This is a genomic window from Leptospira yasudae (genome assembly GCF_003545925.1).
Classification (GTDB): Bacteria; Spirochaetota; Leptospiria; order Leptospirales; family Leptospiraceae; genus Leptospira; species Leptospira yasudae.
Genome location: NZ_QHCU01000004.1, coordinates 212,570 through 229,682 on the forward strand (window position 1 = coordinate 212,570; position 17,113 = coordinate 229,682).

At 47.9% G+C, this 17,113-nt stretch carries 14 protein-coding genes; 9 read left to right on the forward strand and 5 right to left on the reverse strand.

Going from position 1 to position 17,113, the window contains the following annotated elements; all coding sequences use genetic code 11:
- The first annotated feature begins 46 nt into the window (after positions 1-46).
- The gene (locus DLM76_RS12570) at positions 47-385 is read left to right on the forward strand and encodes an arsenosugar biosynthesis-associated peroxidase-like protein (RefSeq protein WP_118955953.1); all 339 of its coding nucleotides are present in this window, start codon (positions 47-49) and stop codon (positions 383-385) included.
- A 23-nt stretch (positions 386-408) separates the two neighbouring features.
- The gene (gene arsS / locus DLM76_RS12575; protein ID WP_118965410.1) at positions 409-1,452 is read left to right on the forward strand and encodes an arsenosugar biosynthesis radical SAM (seleno)protein ArsS; all 1,044 of its coding nucleotides are present in this window, start codon (positions 409-411) and stop codon (positions 1,450-1,452) included.
- Here arsS and DLM76_RS12580 read toward each other — a convergent pair.
- On the reverse strand, positions 1,401-2,492 hold the full coding sequence (locus DLM76_RS12580) for a DNA-methyltransferase (RefSeq protein ID WP_118965411.1): 1,092 nt from the start codon (positions 2,490-2,492) through the stop codon (positions 1,401-1,403). The two genes, arsS and DLM76_RS12580, sit on opposite strands and share 52 nt — an antisense overlap.
- Positions 2,493-2,635: 143 nt before the next feature.
- On the opposite strand from DLM76_RS12580, the gene DLM76_RS12585 reads away from it, so the two are divergent.
- The 7 genes from DLM76_RS12585 to DLM76_RS12615 all read left to right on the forward strand — a co-directional run bounded on the left by DLM76_RS12585 (position 2,636) and on the right by DLM76_RS12615 (position 10,610).
- Complete coding sequence (locus tag DLM76_RS12585; RefSeq protein WP_118965412.1) at positions 2,636-3,952, forward strand: hypothetical protein; 1,317 nt, start codon at positions 2,636-2,638, stop codon at positions 3,950-3,952.
- 258 nt (positions 3,953-4,210) lie between these two features.
- On the forward strand, positions 4,211-4,759 hold the full coding sequence (locus tag DLM76_RS12590) for a helix-turn-helix domain-containing protein (protein WP_241548242.1): 549 nt from the start codon (positions 4,211-4,213) through the stop codon (positions 4,757-4,759).
- A 299-nt stretch (positions 4,760-5,058) separates the two neighbouring features.
- Positions 5,059-6,498 carry a rhodanese gene (locus tag DLM76_RS12595; protein WP_147455797.1) on the forward strand — a complete coding sequence of 480 codons (1,440 nt, stop codon included), beginning with the start codon at positions 5,059-5,061 and terminating at the stop codon, positions 6,496-6,498.
- A gap of 85 nt (positions 6,499-6,583) precedes the next feature.
- Positions 6,584-6,952 (forward strand): hypothetical protein, encoded by a 369-nt coding sequence (locus DLM76_RS12600; protein WP_429946418.1) that lies wholly within the window; start codon positions 6,584-6,586, stop codon positions 6,950-6,952.
- A 43-nt stretch (positions 6,953-6,995) separates the two neighbouring features.
- A complete protein-coding gene (locus DLM76_RS12605) occupies positions 6,996-7,943 on the forward strand; it encodes a hypothetical protein (protein ID WP_118965415.1) in 948 nt (315 codons plus the stop codon).
- Positions 7,944-7,953: 10 nt separating this feature from the next.
- The gene (locus DLM76_RS12610; protein ID WP_118965416.1) at positions 7,954-9,399 is read left to right on the forward strand and encodes a sulfurtransferase; all 1,446 of its coding nucleotides are present in this window, start codon (positions 7,954-7,956) and stop codon (positions 9,397-9,399) included.
- Positions 9,400-9,488: 89 nt separating this feature from the next.
- Positions 9,489-10,610, forward strand: a complete 1,122-nt coding sequence (locus DLM76_RS12615; RefSeq protein ID WP_158586389.1) for a multiheme c-type cytochrome — start codon at positions 9,489-9,491, stop codon at positions 10,608-10,610.
- Here DLM76_RS12615 and DLM76_RS12620 read toward each other — a convergent pair.
- From DLM76_RS12620 to DLM76_RS12635, 4 genes are all read right to left on the reverse strand, one after another.
- Complete coding sequence (locus DLM76_RS12620; protein ID WP_118965418.1) at positions 10,594-13,281, reverse strand: ATP-binding protein; 2,688 nt, start codon at positions 13,279-13,281, stop codon at positions 10,594-10,596. The two genes, DLM76_RS12615 and DLM76_RS12620, sit on opposite strands and share 17 nt — an antisense overlap.
- A gap of 81 nt (positions 13,282-13,362) precedes the next feature.
- Positions 13,363-15,591, reverse strand: a complete 2,229-nt coding sequence (locus tag DLM76_RS12625) for a cation:proton antiporter (RefSeq protein WP_118965419.1) — start codon at positions 15,589-15,591, stop codon at positions 13,363-13,365.
- 102 nt (positions 15,592-15,693) lie between these two features.
- Positions 15,694-16,554, reverse strand: coding sequence for a penicillin-binding transpeptidase domain-containing protein (locus DLM76_RS12630; RefSeq protein WP_241548243.1), 861 nt, complete (start codon positions 16,552-16,554; stop codon positions 15,694-15,696).
- A 16-nt stretch (positions 16,555-16,570) separates the two neighbouring features.
- Positions 16,571-17,089 carry a hypothetical protein gene (locus DLM76_RS12635; protein WP_118956083.1) on the reverse strand — a complete coding sequence of 173 codons (519 nt, stop codon included), beginning with the start codon at positions 17,087-17,089 and terminating at the stop codon, positions 16,571-16,573.
- Between the last annotated feature and the right edge of the window lie 24 nt (positions 17,090-17,113).

The window sequence follows — 17,113 nt, forward strand, 5'->3', positions numbered from 1 at the left end:
GAAAAAGGTAAATTAGAGTTTTATAAAGTTTAAAAAAGGAATCGATATGTCTAAAGAATCCTATTACGTTCCCGAAGATCTCAAGAAATTCGGAAACATCGGTGAGTTTCAACCCGGTCTTGCGAAAAAATTTTTCGACTACTATGGAGACGTTTTTGCGGAAGGAGCCTTGACCGCGCGTGAAAAGTCCCTGATCGCTTTGGCCGTTTCTCATGCGATTCAATGTCCTTATTGTATCGACGCATATACGACCGATACTTTGGAAAAAGGAGTGAGCGAAGCCGGCTTGATGGAAGCGGTTCACGTTGCGGCGGCGATCCGCGGCGGCGCTTCTCTCGTTCATTCGGTTCAGATGATGAATAAGGTCAAAGAACTGGGAATGTGATCGGTTAGCGGAGAAGAATCATCTTGAAATCCCTTCAGTCCAGAGGAAGCGAACTCGTTTCTCCCGAAAAACAGTTCGAAATCTTAGAGGAAGTTTTTAAACGGAAGAATCTTCCTTCTTTTACGGATCGTCTGATCGAATCGGGAGTCGGAGAGTTGCGTCCGGTGACGACCGAAATCTTTCAGATGAATCTCGGAAAACTTTGCAATCAAACCTGCAAACATTGTCACGTGGACGCAGGACCGGATCGAAAAGAAATCATGAGTAAGGAGATCATGCTTCATTGTTTGAGTGTTCTTGCCGTAAGTCCGATTTCCACGGTCGATATCACGGGCGGAGCGCCGGAAATGAATCCCGAATTTCGTTGGCTCGTATCCGAACTTAGGAGTCTCGGAAAGAAGGTGATGGTTCGGTGCAATCTTACGATTCTTCTTGCAGGCGAGCGTTATAAGGATCTTCCGCAATTCTACGCGGATCAAAAAGTGGAGGTCGTATCCAGTCTTCCTTACTTTGAAAAAAGAAGAACGGATGCACAGAGAGGGGACGGCGTTTTTGATCGTTCGATCGAAGCACTGAAACGATTGAATGCGGTAGGTTACGGCGATCCCGATTCGGGACTCGTGTTGAATCTCGTCTACAATCCCGCGGGCGCCTTTTTACCCGGGGGACAGGCGACGCTCGAACGCGAATTCAAAATCTCGCTTCAGAAACAATTCGGAATTCGGTTTAATTCTTTATTCACGATTACGAATATGCCGATTTCTAGATATTTGGAATATCTGATCGAAAGCGGAAATCTGGACGGATATATGGAAAAGCTCGTGACTTCCTACAATCCGATCGCGGCTCAGGGAGTAATGTGCAGGAATACGTTCAGCGTAGGTTGCGACGGCACATTGTATGACTGCGATTTCAACCAGATGTTGGATATGAAGTTGGAAGGAAGCGTGCAGAACATACGCGACTACGATGCCGGCGCTCTGGAAAAAAGAAAGATCCGGGTCCACGAACACTGCTACGGCTGTACGGCCGGTGCGGGATCCAGTTGCGGAGGAGCAACCGTTTGAAGAAGGGGCGCATATTCCGCTTCGATCTCGTCCGCATCGTTGCGGAAAAGCCGGGAGATTCTTTCCAGATTTAAGAACTTTTCCTGTTTTGTAACGACAGGAGTTTGCAGATTTTGATTGAAATGGAGCAGCGCTTTTCCTTCGTCTAGTCTGCTTTGCACGAAACGATCGTGATTGATTTTTCTTTTTTCGACTAAGACGTTGAGTTCTTCGGAAAGGGCTTGGAGATCGCTGAAACGATCCAGCAGGACAGTGGAATCCAATTCGAAGCCGATCGAATTTCTGCAATTTCCAAGCGCCGCCCAAACGGTCGTGCCCGTTCCGAGAAACGGATCCAAAACGAGATCGCCTTTGAGGGAATACATCAGAATGATTCGATTTGCAAGTTCCAACGGATATGCGGCGCTTCTTTCACGACCCGCCAACGAACTCAAACCCTGTTTTTTGCCCTTGAAATCCCAGACGTCCGTAAACCAGGAGTTCCGTTCTTCCCAAAAAAACGCGCTTTCCGCGCGGGCAAGTTTGTCCGCTTTGGACGGAAATTTCCGTTTATTGTTTTTTCTGAATATTAGAATATGCTCATGTTCTAAGGTCACATACGCGCCCGCCGGAAGCATTCCCGAACCCATAAACTTATTGGGAGAATTCGTCTGTTTTCTCCAAAGAATTCCGGGAAGACTTTGGAAACCGATCGCGTTGCATCCCTGGAGAATTCTCGCGTGATTCATAAAAATACGGAAGCCGAACGCTGTGTTTCGGGTGGCGTCGCCGACGTTGATCACGAGAAATCCTCCGTCCTTCAAAACGCGGAAGGATTCTTTCCAAACCTTATCGAGCTCGTTATGCATTCTTTCGTAGGAAAGAAGTGGATCGGTTGCGAACGTTTCTTTGATTTCGGAGGAAAAACCGAAAAACAGATCGTCCCACATTTCGATCATCGGATACGGAGGAGAGGTCAGGATCAGATCCACGCTTTCGGATTCGATGGGGAACGTTTCCCTCGAGTCCCTATGGAGAATTTTGTGGATCGTCCGTTTCATATTCTAAACCATAGAATCCCGATCTCCGTTTTCTCTGTCCACTCAAAACGATTTTGCGGCATTCGTCCGTTTCGATCCTCCGAAAGGATTCTTTCGTTCCTTGAATCGGATAAGAATTTCGAAATCGAAGCCGGAAATTGCCGATGCTGAAATTTCTTTTTTCCGAAGACCGCGCTCCTTTCTGCGGTTTGTTTTCCCTGGTTCTCTACGGGGCTTTGTTTTATGTTTCCGCACAAACTCCGAGTAAGATCGGATTGGTTTTCTTTCTCGGAACGTATTGGATTCTTATGGGAATCGCGTTTTTCCCCTTTTTCTCAAAAAGAACCGAAAGGAAAACATCCAATGCGAATAGTTGGATCTGGGGGATTCTGTTTCGCATAACGTGTATTTTTGCCGTTCCGCTCTGGGAGGACGACTGGGCGCGTTTTCTTTGGGACGGTTATCAAACCTTGCAAACGGGAACTCCGTATGGGAAAACGCCTGCTTCGTTTTTTAGGGCGGAAGGATTACCGTCCTGGACGACGGAGATTTTGAGTCGAATCAATCATCCGGACGTTCCCACGATCTATGGACCCGTGCTCGAGTTCGTATTTTTGGCGGCCGCATTTTGTTTTCCCGGTTCGCTCTGGGGATTAAAGCTGATATATCTTGCGATCGAACTTCCTTTTTGGGTTTGGCTTTCCAAGAATATTACAAAAAGAGAATTTACCATTCTGTTTTGGTGTCCTCTGCTCGTGATCGAAACGTATGTGCAGGCTCATCCGGACTTTCTAGGGTTGTTGTTCTTAACCGGATCGGCGATCTGTTTGTCTCGGAATGGATCTTTGTCTTCGGGGATTTTTTTAGGACTTGCTTGCGGAATCAAAACGTTCGGATGGATTTTGGTCCCGTTCTTTTTTTTGAAATCAAATCGGCCGCGTTATATAGCCGGTTTGATCTCCGCTTTCCTAATTCCTTATCTATTTTTTCGAGTTCAGGGAGGAGTAGGGGGAGACGGTCTTCTCATATTTTTGGAAAGCTGGGAATTCAATTCTTCTTTGTATTCTTTGATCAAATGGGGTTTCGGCTTTTCGAATTGGAATCCCGGAATTGCGGCCGGGGTCGTTTGCCTTGTTTCCTGGGGTATATTAGGAATTTTTCATGTATTATCGTTTGTAAAAGGGGATGCCTCGGCCGTTTCAAAAACCTTTCTCTGGTTTTTTCTGCTTTCACCCGTTGTAAACGTTTGGTATTTACTTTGGCCTCTCTTTTTCTGGGTGCGTCATCCGATTCTTCCCGGAATCGTTTTCTGTTTTGCGGTTTGTTTGGCGACGATCTCCGGTAGAACCTTGGCTGCGGAGGAATGGGGACTGCAGCTCTACGAAAATCCGCTGGTTGTTCGCGGTATCGAGTATTCGCTCGTCTTTTTAGCCCTCATTGTCCAAAATATCTTACAGAAAGAGCAGAATACTTTTCAATAAATTCAATATATATAACAATGTGTTATGCTATAGTGAAATATGCGTTGACATTCTAATATCTTAGAGGAATTTTCTAATCGACGGATGTGAAACACATCCGTCCTAACTCTAACTTTCTCTGAAAAAGACCCTATTCTACCCCGGGATTCCCGGGTTTTTTTTAGAGTCGGGAAGGAGGCTCTTTTGCATACGATCATGGCTCGCAGTTTAGAAAATCAGAACGGTTCTCATTCAACCGGAAAAAACTCGGATGATTTTTTGACCAGTTTTCTGGGTGAGAAAATTCGAAAACGCAGATTGGAATTAGGACTTTCTATGGAGAAGGTCGCCCAGATCGCGCAGGTCAGCCGAGGGATGCTTGGGCTGATCGAGACCGGGAAAACCACCCCGAGCATCGCGATTCTTTGGAAATTGTCCAAGGCGCTTCGTACTCAGGTGGCTGAGTTTTTACCCGACGTTTCCTTGCACGGTCCGAAAATTCTCAGAAAAGAAGAATCCAAAACCCTCGCATTATACAAGGATAAGCTGATTGCACGCGTTCTACATAAGGACTCGGAAAATCATCTGGAAGTGTTGGAAATCCGTTTGGCTCAGGGAAGCTTCCCGCTTCCGACTTGGTTCCAAAAACAAAAGGTGCAAACGGTGACTTTAATCGAAGGAGAGGTCGATCTTGTTTTTGCGGGTAAGAAGAATCTGCTTTCACCGGGTGACAGCGCCGTTTTTCTCGCGCAAGATCTTCAGGAAATTTCGAATCCTTCTTTAACCCAAGCGGTCGTCTATTGGATCAGTTCCACAGCAAATCTTTAATGGAAAATCTCCATTCCTTCTGCCCCGGCTGAGAAAATTCTCCGTCGGGGCTTTTTATATCTTTTTATCATTTCATACTTTTTTCTTCCATTTAGATTTCTCCTATGTTTTCGATCTGCGTTAGTCGCTCATTGATAAAGATATTGGATAATAGGGTAATCGATTCATCTATTATAGTAAAAATTAAATCCGTTAAAACAGAAATATATTGAGATTCAAACCTTTGCTTTCAATGGTTGGTTTAACTTCCTTTGGGAAAAGAAACCCCGCAGGAAGAAACTAACGTAAGGAAATCAACCATGAATCGCATACTTGGTATATTCGGAATTGTGCTGGCTTTAGCGGGGTTTCTCGGATCCTCCTGTAAGCCCAACGAAAAGAAGAATAACGATACTATTCTTCTCGCGCTCGCGGGAATCGCCGCAACTTCAGTGAAGGTAAACTCGGCCGCCGAACTTGCCGTTGAATCGAACGACAATTACGATAACAACGAATACGGTTTAGTTACCGCAACTACGATCAAACGCTGGAGAAGCGATTGGGCGAACCAAAAGCCCGCCGCTATCACGGGGAATTTGATCATTCTCCAATCCACACAAGGAGCCACCGTAGGTCAGGAATTTATTAAACCGACATCGGGAGTCTATGTCTACGACTGGCCGAACGGAGGCGGAACCGACATCAACTTCAGACAAAGACGCAACAACGGTTTATTCGAAAACGTTCAAACGGGACTTCCCGATGGAGCGAGAACGGACGCTTTCTTAAAACTCTACCGCATCGACCTTTCCAAAGACTTGGTCGTCTTCGCATCTGGTAAAGATACAGGAGCGGGTACGACTGCAAGTCCGAAAGGTTCCACGTATCAAACTCTGGGAAGAGGGTTGTATTGGCTTCGATACTGGGGTGCGGATGCGAAACACGTCGCGGTCTTAGACGGTCCGATCGATACGCAATTCTCTGCAGCCGAGTTGACCGCGGTCGGAACGGAAAGTTCTCCTCCGAACGACGGAACCTTCTCGGTTAAATCTTTCCGCACCGTCGACAACTCCGTTCTGGTTCAACCGGTCGAGAACATCATCAAGATCGTTCGCAATCCGAATTCTCACGGAGTAAGCGGCCTTACCTCTTCCGTGTTTATCGCGGACGCAAGACACAACACTACTTCGACGGAAAGAGAGTTCGTGGGAACGACGGATGGAACGGGCGCGAACGAAATCGAGAGCGGTAAGAAAGCTCTTACCGAAGGTCACCTCAAAGGCGCGTTCTTCGCTCCTTGGCTTCAGGTCGTCGATCAAACGACGGGACGATTCAAATCCAAGGCAGCGATCGCCGCACTTTGGTCCAATCCTTCCGGCTGGGGACACGCGGAGAACGGTTCCGTTTCCGGCTATCAACAAGGCCAAACCTATCTTCACTATTGCCGCACGAACGCAAGATCGATGGTTACCGGTCTGTCCACGTTCGTGATCTTAGGAAGACCGAGCGTGTTCTATGAGAATTCCTTTATAGAGTGGAACGGACTTTCGGCGAACCATCCCGATCCGACGAAACGAACCCTTCCGGCCGGTTCTCCGTTTGCGACCGATACGGTCGATCTTACCGTAAGCACGGGAGGAAGCGGCGGCGGACCTACGTTCAACACCACGAACGCGGCGAATTACAAAACAGTCATCAATCCGAACGCGACGACCTCGCGTCAGACTCTGATCGACGACTGGAATTACAAGATCCAATAAACTTGTTAAGCGAAATGCGCGTTCGACGGCGTTCAATCGGACTCCGTCGAACGCGTTTGAATCATAAAAAATCGGAGAAACGAAAGTGAGACAAAGACTACTTGCAATTTTTATCATAAGCCTGATCGGTTTTTTTATTTTTCCTTCCTATGCCTCGGGAGGATTCGGCGGAGGAGGAGTCGCTCAGATTCCCAAAGGAAAAGACCGGGAAAAATATCATCTCGGTAAATCGGTTTACAACAAGGAAATCGAAATCGCGACGGCCGCCGATCCCGCCAAAATTCAACCTCAGAAGATTCGTTTGGAATATCTGCAGGGTTCACTGCCTAACAGCGAAAAACAAAGAATCAACCTCGAGGACTTTGCGGGAAAGCTCACCAACGAGCAGTTGGACGCGCTCGAATACTTCGTCAGCGTCCGATACAACGTAAAACTCGAGGAAAAGAAGGAATGATCTCCTTTGAGAATATCCATTTTTTGAATATTAGGTATTTTGAATGAATTATAAACTAATTTTCGGAGCCGCGTTTTTGGCGGCTTCCACCGCGGTCGGCGCGCAACAGGCTTGGTCTCCTTACGAGAGGCAGCTTTGGGTCCGCACCGTTTTTATCCACTCCCGATACGACTCCGCTTTTCTCGCGAACGCCAAGGCGAACTACGACGACGATATTCGGATCAACACGGGGAACATCGTTTTGGAATACGGAATCACGGATCGCCTAACGGTCGATTTCGGAACCGGTTTCGGAAAATTGGGTAGGGCGAAACTCGTCGATCGATACGGCGGTTTGATGCAGATTCCCGAAAGTCCGGATAAATACGGATATCTGGATACGAGAATCGGAATTCGTTATAAACTCCTGGACGTATTCGACCACGACAAATGGTGGATTCCCACGATTTCGGTACGCGCGGGTGCGATCAAAAAGGGCGATTACGATCGAAACCCTCAATCGCTCGGCGACGGAGCCAGCGGTGGAGAAGTCAATTTGTATCTCGCAAAGGACTTCGACTTTCACGGTCTCGGCGCTTTGGGAGAACTCAGCTATCGCAGACGCGAGCATCCCGTGCCGGACGACGTTCTGTATTATAGCGGACTGTATTTGCGATTTTTTGAAAGTTTCTTTTTTACGATCGGAGCGAGAGGACAAAAAGGACAAGGCGGATATGCGTTTGCCGATCCGAGGCAGGCCCCTCCTTACAACTACTTCAACCTAACCGTTCCGGATACGATTCCGGGCGTGAATCTCTACGATCTTTGGGTTCAGAACGAACGGCCCGCTTGGGGAAGAAGGGAGGATTATCATAACGCCGAAGCTTCCCTCGGATATACGGATTCGTACGGGAACTTTTACAACCTTTACTTTTCGCAAACCTACGCGGGATACAACACCGCGAAGCTGCAGACGATCGGGTTTATCGTAAACTTCCCGTTCAACCTATAGGAGAATTCGGATGAAACATTTAAAAACTATGTATTACACTTTCTTAATTCTTCCGGTGTTGTGGGGCTGCGGCGGAAAAAGCTCGAACTACGACTTTATTCCGGCTGCGTTCAAGCTGCACGTACCGATTTTTTTGAAGGTAAACACCGCCGAGGAACTCGCGAGTCCGTCCGCGGAGGATTATAACCAAAATGATTTCGGTTTGATTACGTATTCAACGATCAATCGCTGGATCCAGGATTGGCCGAACCGCAAACCTGCGGGAGTATACGGAAAACTCCATATCTTTCAGGTGCAGACCGGAGGAACCGGTTCCGGACAATATATTTTTCCCAAGGCCGGAAGCGGCGTGAACGTCTATTTGGTGTTAGACGCGGACGTTTCGTTCGGTCAGACGAGGAACAACGGAGTCATCGATACGGAAACGATGGTTCCTCAAGGGAGCGTGATCGATTCTTTCGTAAAAAAATACGGAATCGATCTGCAAACCGATCTTGTCGTTTTTGCCGCGGACACTCCGACCGTTTCCAATCTTCAACAGGCGTTGAGAGGTTGGTATGCTTTGCGTTATTGGGGCGCTCCCGCGAAGAGTCTGGCGATTTTAAACGGAGCCGTTTCGTATCACGCGTCGCAGGGAAATTTCTTTACGACTTTGTTTCTTTCTCCGGTTGCGGGCGGTGGAAAGAGCGTTCAAACTCTGTGGACGGACAATACGATTTTACAGGCAACGGTTGCGGACGTTCTGCATATCGTAAAGTCGGGGAACACCATGTTTCAAAAGGTGACTCCGATTCCGAGCAAAGGAGTCTTTCTGCTCGATGCGAGATCGGCCGCCGAATACAACGGAGTCGCTTCCAGCACCGCGGGACCTGCCGGTAAAACGTGTGCGACTCCCCCTTGCGTGACTCCGATCGAAGGACATATCAAAGGTGCGGTCAGCATTCCGTTTGCAAACCTTCTCGTAGATACGGCGGTCAGCGTTCAGTTTAGAACGAAGGCCGAGATTCGCACGATCTTTTCGAATGCGGGTTATCAAAGCGGACAAACCGTAATCACATACTGCAGAACCAACGTTCGATCCACGGTTACAGGATTCGCTTCGATTTCCATTTTAGGAGTTCCCACTCGTTACTACGACGGCTCTTGGATCGAATGGGGATCTTTGGCGACGGATTCGCGTGCGATCAGCGACGATCAAAAGTGGTCCAATCTTTCCGCGGTTTCTCCTTGGAGAACGAATACCGCAGCGGTCACCGATAGTTTAACCGCGAATCCCGATGCGAACGTCGCGAAATACAACTTTACGACCGCTCAATCCTTTGCGAGAAGCGCGAACAATCTGATCGACGAAGATAAAACCTACCTGATCACTGTGGGCGGCGGTGGCGGTTCGAGCGGAGGCGGCGGCTCCGGAGGTGGGGGCGGTGGAGGAGGCGGAAACGCTTGCGGCGGATAAGCCTGGCTCCTTTATTTATATATAAAGGAATTAGAATATTCGAATTCCTGCTTATTTTTGCGGGAGGACTCGCTTGCAGGGAGAATTTTTTGGAATCCCACTGGAAGAGGCCTCTCGCAGAACAAGGACAACCGCCTTCCACCTTTTCCGAGTTGGAAAAGAGTTTAAGTCCGCGGGATTGCGGAACCTGTCACAAGGAGCAGTTCGAAAAATGGAATGTTAGTCCGCATTCCAAGGCGACCGGTCCCGGTTTGCGATGGCAGTTGAAACGACTCGGGCCGGAAGCTTCGCAAGCTTGCTTTTCCTGTCATTCTCCGTTAGCCGAAACAAGGAGTTATTGGAATCGATCTGCGTTCGGGATTGCGAACGATCTCGAACCGATTCAGACGTATTTAAAATCGGGCGAAGAGAAGAACGGAATTCTTTGCGCTTCTTGCCACGTCCGCAATCACGTTCGTTACGGTCCCCCTTCCCGGAATTCCGTTCCGCCGCGTTCTTACTCAGCACACGGAGGTTACGAGGTTCGAAACGAATTCGAAAGTTCCGAGTTCTGCGTATCTTGTCACGATTCTCCCGAGTCCGGAAAAAAATTAAACGGAAAACGGATGATGGAAACGTTTCAAGAATGGAAACAAAGCCGGTTCGCGAAAGAACAAATCACATGCCAAAATTGTCATATGCCGAATCGCTTGCACGAATGGAAAGGGATTCACGATCCGGAAACGACGAGAAAAGCGGTTTCTTCATCCCTCGACGTTCGGCGAGAAGGGGAAGAATGGAGATTGAGCGCGTCCTTAAAAAACACAGGCGCCGGTCATAAGTTTCCCACGTATTCCGTTCCTAAAATTTTTTTGACTCTTTCCTGGGTTCGGAATGGAAAACCGTTTCGGATTCTTTCTGAAAAGACGATCGGAAGAGTCACCGACATCGATCTGGAACACGAGTTCGAGGATACGAGGCTTTCCCCCGGAGAAGAGGTCGTTTTGCAAGAGAGCATAACGCATTCCGCATTCAAGAAAGGAGACGAGATTCTTTTTTCAGCGGTCGTGGAGCCGGACGAGTTTTATGTTCGGATGTTTCAGTGGAATGCGGATCAGAAAAAGGAATTTCAGATCGGGGACGACGAAGCGAAACATCTGGACGAGGCCTTGCAAAAAGTGAAATCTACTCGGTATGTGTTGCTCGAAAAACGATTTAAACTTCCTCTTTGATCGATGAAGACTTGAATTCTTCCGAGGAAGGATTTACGAGATAGGAATTCGAGATCGGAAATTCGATTCGAAAACAAGCGCCGACCGAAGAGGAAACCAGTTCGATGCTTCCGTCGTATTTTTCCAGAATGCGTTTGCAGATGTCCAAGCCGAGTCCGATTCCTTCTCCTTGTTCCTTTGTGGAAAAGAAAGGATCGAAGATCTTGGATTGAATTTCTTTGCGGATTCCGGGTCCGTCGTCTTGGATGAAAATTTGGACTCGGTTTCGATCGGGAATCACGGAACCGTAAATGTCCACCGTTCCTGCACCCCCCGTCGCTTGGACCGCATTGAGAATCAAATGAGTCCAAACCTGCGTGATTTCCTCCGGATCACAATCGATCGTGGGAAGATTGGAGAGTTTGATTCGAATGAGCGTGTCCCGCAAGGAAAGTTTCAGATTGGTTTCCAATACTTTTTGAATGGAACGACCGATTTGAATCGGTCGCGGAGAACGATTTGCGGAAAGGGAAGAATAAGAACTGAGGGCAAAGACGGTTTTTCTCGTCTTTTCGACAGAAAGGCGCATAACGCTGATATTTCTCAAAAAGGAAAGCGTGGAGTCGATAAAGCTCAATAGTTCGAACACGTCCGGATGATTCAAGAAAGGCGCCCAACGTTCGTGAACGTCCTGTAAACCGAGCTCGGTAAGAAGGATCGAAACGCGTTCCGCGTGCAAAACATTATAAAAATTCAATGCGTTTTCTAAAGACTTCGCCTGTTGCCTCATCTTGAAGCCGAGAGGAGGTTCTTTGGAATCCATTGCGATCGCGTAGATTTCGAAAAAGGAATTTCTATCCTCTTCGCCCAAACGGGGAATCGTGACCGAAACCTGAAAGATCTTGTTTTGAAAGGACTGGGAAACCGCTTCGATCGTCTGTAGACCGGCCTTGATCGCGCCTAACGGATTGTTGATCTCGTGCGCGATGCTCGTAACCAGCTGACCGAGACTGGCCCATTTTTCCGAGGCGATCAGTTTGTTCTGCGCGTTTTTCAGTTCTTGAAGAGCGTCCTCCAATTCTTTCTTTTGGATTTCGATGATCCGAGTTCGGATTAAAATTTCTCCGTTCGCCTTACGTAAATCTTCGGCTTGTCTCCAATCGGTGACGTCGAAAACGATTCCCGAAAGGGTTCCGGAAAGTTTCTCCCGATTGGGAATCTCGTTTGCGTTGCCCCAGCCGCCTCTTGCCCTGAACCAGCGAACCCCTTCCGGAAGAACGTTCGGGAAAAGAATTTCGATTTCGTTCGAACTTCCGTAGAAAAATTTTTGAACGTAACGAAGCATTTCCATTCTCTGCGCGCGGTGAAATCTTTTTAAGAAGTCCTTCACCTTCATCTTTCTGGATTCGCTCACCGATAGAAAGGAAACTTCTCCCTCCGGAAAGAAGATGATGCCGCTTTTGAAGTCGAGTTCCCAGGTCGCCATCCCTGCGCCTACGAGGGCCATTCTGAGTTTCTCGTTGTTCTTTCCGATGATCGCGTTGGAAAGCTGCAGTTCCGCGAGGACGTTCTTTAAACTTCTCCGCATCGAATCCAAAGAATTAACGAGGGTTCCGAGTTCGTCGTCTTCGGTATGCGGAATCGCGGCGTTCAGATTTCCCTTTTCGATTTCCTTGGAAAACGCTTCCGCCTGCGAAAGTCCGTTTAAAAACCATTTTTTTAATACGAAATTAAGAACTCCTAATGCGATTAAGGAGAACACGAAGACGAGGATCGTGTTTTTCAGAATGAGGAAAGCGAGTTCCTCGTAAAAGATGGAATGGGGTATACCCACTTCGATATGAAGCTGGGTTCCCGAACCGGAAAAACGCATCGGCAGGATCGCCCTGAAATAACGTTCCTCGTCGAGCATATGCGTTTCCCCCGTTTCCTTTTTCAGAAATTCTTCGGAAGGAACCGGAGGTTCGTCTCCGACCGTGGGAGGGAGGAACGTTCCGTCCGGAAAGATGATTCTCGCGTAACCCTTTCCTTGCAGCGGTTTGAACGATTTCATCTTTTCGGAGATGTCCTTTAGGATATAATCCACTCCGAACACTCCCGCAAAAACTCCGTTTCGCAAAATGGGCGTGATGAGGGAAACGATCCAGATTCTATGATCGCCCGCGTAATAGAGATACGGACTCATCACCACGTCCTTCTTGGTTCGTTTGGGAGCGAAGTAGAACTTGCTGCTCTTATCGTTTTCCGATTCGTAATCCACGTTCAGATCGACGCGCAGGTTTTGGGGAGAATCCGATTTGTTTACGTAGTAGTTGAGTCTTCCCGTGGAATCGTGAAAGAGTGCGTTCTTATATCTCGCATCGGAACCGTCGAATGCGTTCGGTTCCCAGATCGTCCAGGTTCCGAATACGAGTTCGTTTTCGGAAGCGAGCGTTTTTAAAAGTGCTAAGATTTCTCCGCGGCTTTGTTTGGAGATCTGTGCGACGTCCCGGATTCCGAGCAGACGATCGAACGGTCTTCCGAAGGAAACTTCCACTTCTCTTTGAACGCGGATCGATTCGATCAGGACGATTCTTCGTTCGTCTTTTTTAAATTCCGTATAAGTAAGAATCGCCTGTCCGATCGTTATGAGTAGAAACGCGGACAATACGGCGCCGGAAAGATAGAGAGTGATTTTTTTTCGAAGGCTCATCGAAAATTCTGATCCGCATCGCGGAAGATCGTAGATTCTCGCTGAGAATCGGAGAATGTAAAATCATTTTTCGAACGGTTCTTAGGATTCGGCTAAAAATCCGCCGTTTAAGGAGCGGACCAGAAGAAGTCCTCCGCCTTTCGGAAGTTCGTCCACTCTGAATTCGGGATGATTCTCCCATATATCCAAATCGCAAAGAATCAAATCGAATTGTTTCCAATCGGATGCGCTCGAACCCGGAGTCAAAATCTTCACCTTGTCTCGTTTGAGGTTCTGTTTGACGCGGGACGGAACTTGATGGATGGAACCGTTTAAGTCCACGACCGAAAGTTTCGAGTTGTAATTTCCCGCGAGGCGTTTTGCGATCTGAAGAAGTTCAAGATCCTTTTCTCCTCCGAAAAGAACGTGGATGTTCTTTACGTCTTCGAGTTGGGAAGAAAACAAAATTCCCGCGTTGCAATCCGTTTCGTTCAGGATCGTGCGGATCTTTCCGCCGAGAATATCGTCCGAAAAGAAAGAGCGCGCCGCGCCGATCAGAAGAAGTTTGTAATTTCCTTCTTCCACGATTCGAAGGATGTCCTTCGTGATGTTCGTGGAAGTTTTATAGATCGTTTGCAGATGGATGTTCAAGTCCTTGGAAAGTTCTTTCAAAGGAGTGAAACTGGACGATTCGTATTTTTCCGCGTGGGATTCGGATATGTTCGAATCCGGAGACAGATGAACCGCCGTGACTTCTCGATCCTTTTTCTTTTCCGGAAAAAGTCCATAAGCGATTTTTAATAATTCCAATCCTCTGGAGTGCTGCGCGAAGGAGATGAGAATTCCCGCGCCTGTGGAAGGCTTCGAAATGGATTCTTTGGTCGCAAAAAAACGTTCCACAAGTCTTAATCCTGGACCGGTCATAACCGTCGTCACGAGGGCCATCAAAACCATCATGGAGAAAATTTCCTCGGATAAAACTCCGAGATCGTAACCGATGTTGAGCACGATCAATTCCATCAAACCGCGGGTGTTCATCAGAACTCCCACGGAAAGGGAATCCTTCCAGTTTTTGCCGGACATACGCGCGGCGATCGCGCTTCCGCCTAACTTTCCTAAGACGGCGACGAATAGGATTAAAAAGAAAACCGGCCAAAGACCCGCGCTCGATAAAAGACCGAATTTGGTTCTAAGTCCGGTGAACGCGAAAAACAACGGAAGAAGAACCGTAAGACTGAAGTCCTCGATCTTATCGACGAGATTGTTTCTGAGTTCCTTTTTATCCGGCATGACGACGCCCGCAAGAAAGGCGCCGAACAATGCGTGAATTCCGATCGCTTCCGTGAGCCAAGCCGAGGCGAAGATGAACAAAAAGAAAAATCCGCTGATCGTCTTGGTCATCGATTCCTTGGTCGTGTATAGGTTTCCGGCGCGTTTCATCAGAGGACGGATTCCCTTCCACATCAGGAGCATATAAACGACGGACATGAGAATCATCAGAATTCCCGAAGAAAAGGAACCCGCGTTTACGATCGTCACGACGATCGCGAGAACGCACCAAGCGGTCACGTCGTCCGCTGCCGCCGCGGTCAGAGCAAGGCTGCCTAACGTGGTTTTTGTCAGTCCCTTCTCCATAATGATTCTTGCAAGAACCGGAAAGGCGGTGATGCTCATTCCGATTCCCATAAAAAGACAGAAAGCGATAAAATCCACACCCTGTGGAGCTAACGGTACGTAGATGAAGTAGGCGAGTCCCGCTCCCAAAAGAAACGGGAACATGATGCTCGAGTGGGAAATAACGACGGCGGACTCGGCTTGGTTCACTAGAATTTTCAGATCGAGTTCCATCCCGATCACGAACATAAACAACAGAAGACCGACCTGACTCAAGATCTGCAGAGTGGAAAGAGATTCCTTAGGAAACAGAAGTTGGAATCCTTCCGGAAATAAAAGTCCGAGCAGGGAAGGGCCGAGTAAAATCCCCGCGAGAATTTCCCCGATCACGGAAGGTTGTCCTACCATCGTAGCCAACTTTCCGAAAAAGCGGGCGGCAAGCATGATTATCATCAACTGCAGAAGAAGTCTGGAGATCGGTTGTTTCAAATGACCGGAAAACATCTTTCCCACCGCTTCCACATCCAAAAAGTCAGGACGGCTCACGGGGGCTTTCGCGGCGGAAGCGGCTTCTTCCGTTTTTTTAGCCGAATCGATCTGCGAAGAATGGAAGATTTCCTTTTTCAATTCGAGACCGCGTCCGGTTTGAAGGATAAAACCCAACGAAACGATAAATAAGAAGATTAGAAAAACGTAAAATACTGATATTTTTTTCATGAAGGAAACCCTTATATGGGAGCATTCTGAGATCGAATTCCGAATCCGTCATTCAGATTTTTAGACGTTTGCGGATTTGAAACTCGCTGAACCGTTCTAAGTTTACGGAAGAACGGATTCTTCTTGTAGAATCTTAGAAGCGAGCTTCGCGGCTTCGAGCGGAGAGGCGGGCTGGCCGACTGCGCGCACTCTCGTAAGAAGCAGCCAACGCGTGTTCGACTTTTGAAACGAAACCCAAAACCAAGAGTTCGCTTCTTCCTGCGTATAATGAAACGCGGAATCCGATCGATACTCTTCGACTCCGTTCCAATCCCCCGAGAGATCGTGGCTTCCGCTCGCGTTCGAAAGCGAGCCGGGACTTCGTTTGAGAAGATCCCAAACGGTCGTGATCGTCTTTTTGCGGAAAGGCGGAGACGGTTCCTGAAGTCGGATTAAAAAATCCGCGAATTCTGCGGGCGAAATCATATACGAACCGTCGAGCCAAAACGAGTTTCTCGTAAACGGAACCGGATTGGAAAACGCTCCTAACTTTTCCAAATGCGGTTTTCCCTTTTCGGGACCGATATCGTTCCAGAGTTTCGTAAAATACCAATGCACCGAATACTCCAGTGCGGAACGGAGATTCTGATCCTTCTGCCACCGAATGTACGGATGTCTCGTCTTGTCCCAAAAAAAGAGGGATTGATCTTCCTTTAGATAACCGCTTTCCAATGCGGAAAGAGCAAGGACAGGATGAAAGAGAGAAGAAGGGGGAGTTTTCAAAAAACATTCTTCTTTTTGAAAGTAGATTTTGTTACGCGAAGTGAGATTCGCGAGAACCGCACAGACGAACTTGCCTTCCGATACGAGATTCTTTTCGGAAAAAGGCATGGGAGGCGGAGCATCGACGGAAGGTTCGCTTTTGCAGGCGGAGAAGGCGAACGCAAATACGAAAAACAACGATAGGACGATCGGACGTTTCACTTGAATTTCGAGTGAATCAGAGGAGAGCGGAAATTCCAATCAAAATGACCGCGACGGGGATATAAAAAAAGAAGAAATAAATTTTTCCGGCCTTCTTCCAGGGCTTTTCGAGTTTCGGACGGATCATCTCTTTCAGCGCTTCTTCGTTCGCGTTGTAGAGATCGGAAGCGTCGTTCATCCCGTAGAGATTTCCGGCGAGACGTTTCAGGGCTTTTTCGCGATGTACTTCGAGATAGCGTTTGCTCGCGGAGACGAGGGCTTCGTTTTCCGAAAACAGATTGCGAAACACCATGGGAATTTCGTAGAACTTCCCGATCAACAGACTGGAAAAACGGGTGAAAAGTCCGAGATAAAAAAGGGACGCGTATTGAACGGCTTCCCATTTTAAACCGAACACGATTGTGAAACAAACCGCATAGGCTCCGTAACCCACGATCAAACCCGCGCGTTCCAAAAAGCGGTTCCAATAGACTTCTCTTTCAAATTCGAGATCCAAAGTTTCCAAGGAAGGCGCGGTTGTGTTCGGGAGAGCCATCGGTAGTAAATTCAAAAAAAGGAA

What these genes read in the sequence shown, in the direction of transcription:
- DLM76_RS12635 (WP_118956083.1), bottom strand. Translation starts at nt 17,089, where the DNA reads ATGGCTCTCCCGAACACAACCGCGCCTTCCTTGGAAACTTTGGATCTC.
- DLM76_RS12610 (WP_118965416.1), top strand. Translation starts at nt 7,954, where the DNA reads ATGAAACATTTAAAAACTATGTATTACACTTTCTTAATTCTTCCGGTG.
- DLM76_RS12570 (WP_118955953.1), top strand. Translation starts at nt 47, where the DNA reads ATGTCTAAAGAATCCTATTACGTTCCCGAAGATCTCAAGAAATTCGGA.
- DLM76_RS12580 (WP_118965411.1), bottom strand. Translation starts at nt 2,492, where the DNA reads ATGAAACGGACGATCCACAAAATTCTCCATAGGGACTCGAGGGAAACG.
- DLM76_RS12595 (WP_147455797.1), top strand. Translation starts at nt 5,059, where the DNA reads ATGAATCGCATACTTGGTATATTCGGAATTGTGCTGGCTTTAGCGGGG.
- DLM76_RS12605 (WP_118965415.1), top strand. Translation starts at nt 6,996, where the DNA reads ATGAATTATAAACTAATTTTCGGAGCCGCGTTTTTGGCGGCTTCCACC.
- DLM76_RS12620 (WP_118965418.1), bottom strand. Translation starts at nt 13,281, where the DNA reads ATGAGCCTTCGAAAAAAAATCACTCTCTATCTTTCCGGCGCCGTATTG.
- DLM76_RS12625 (WP_118965419.1), bottom strand. Translation starts at nt 15,591, where the DNA reads ATGAAAAAAATATCAGTATTTTACGTTTTTCTAATCTTCTTATTTATC.
- DLM76_RS12585 (WP_118965412.1), top strand. Translation starts at nt 2,636, where the DNA reads ATGCTGAAATTTCTTTTTTCCGAAGACCGCGCTCCTTTCTGCGGTTTG.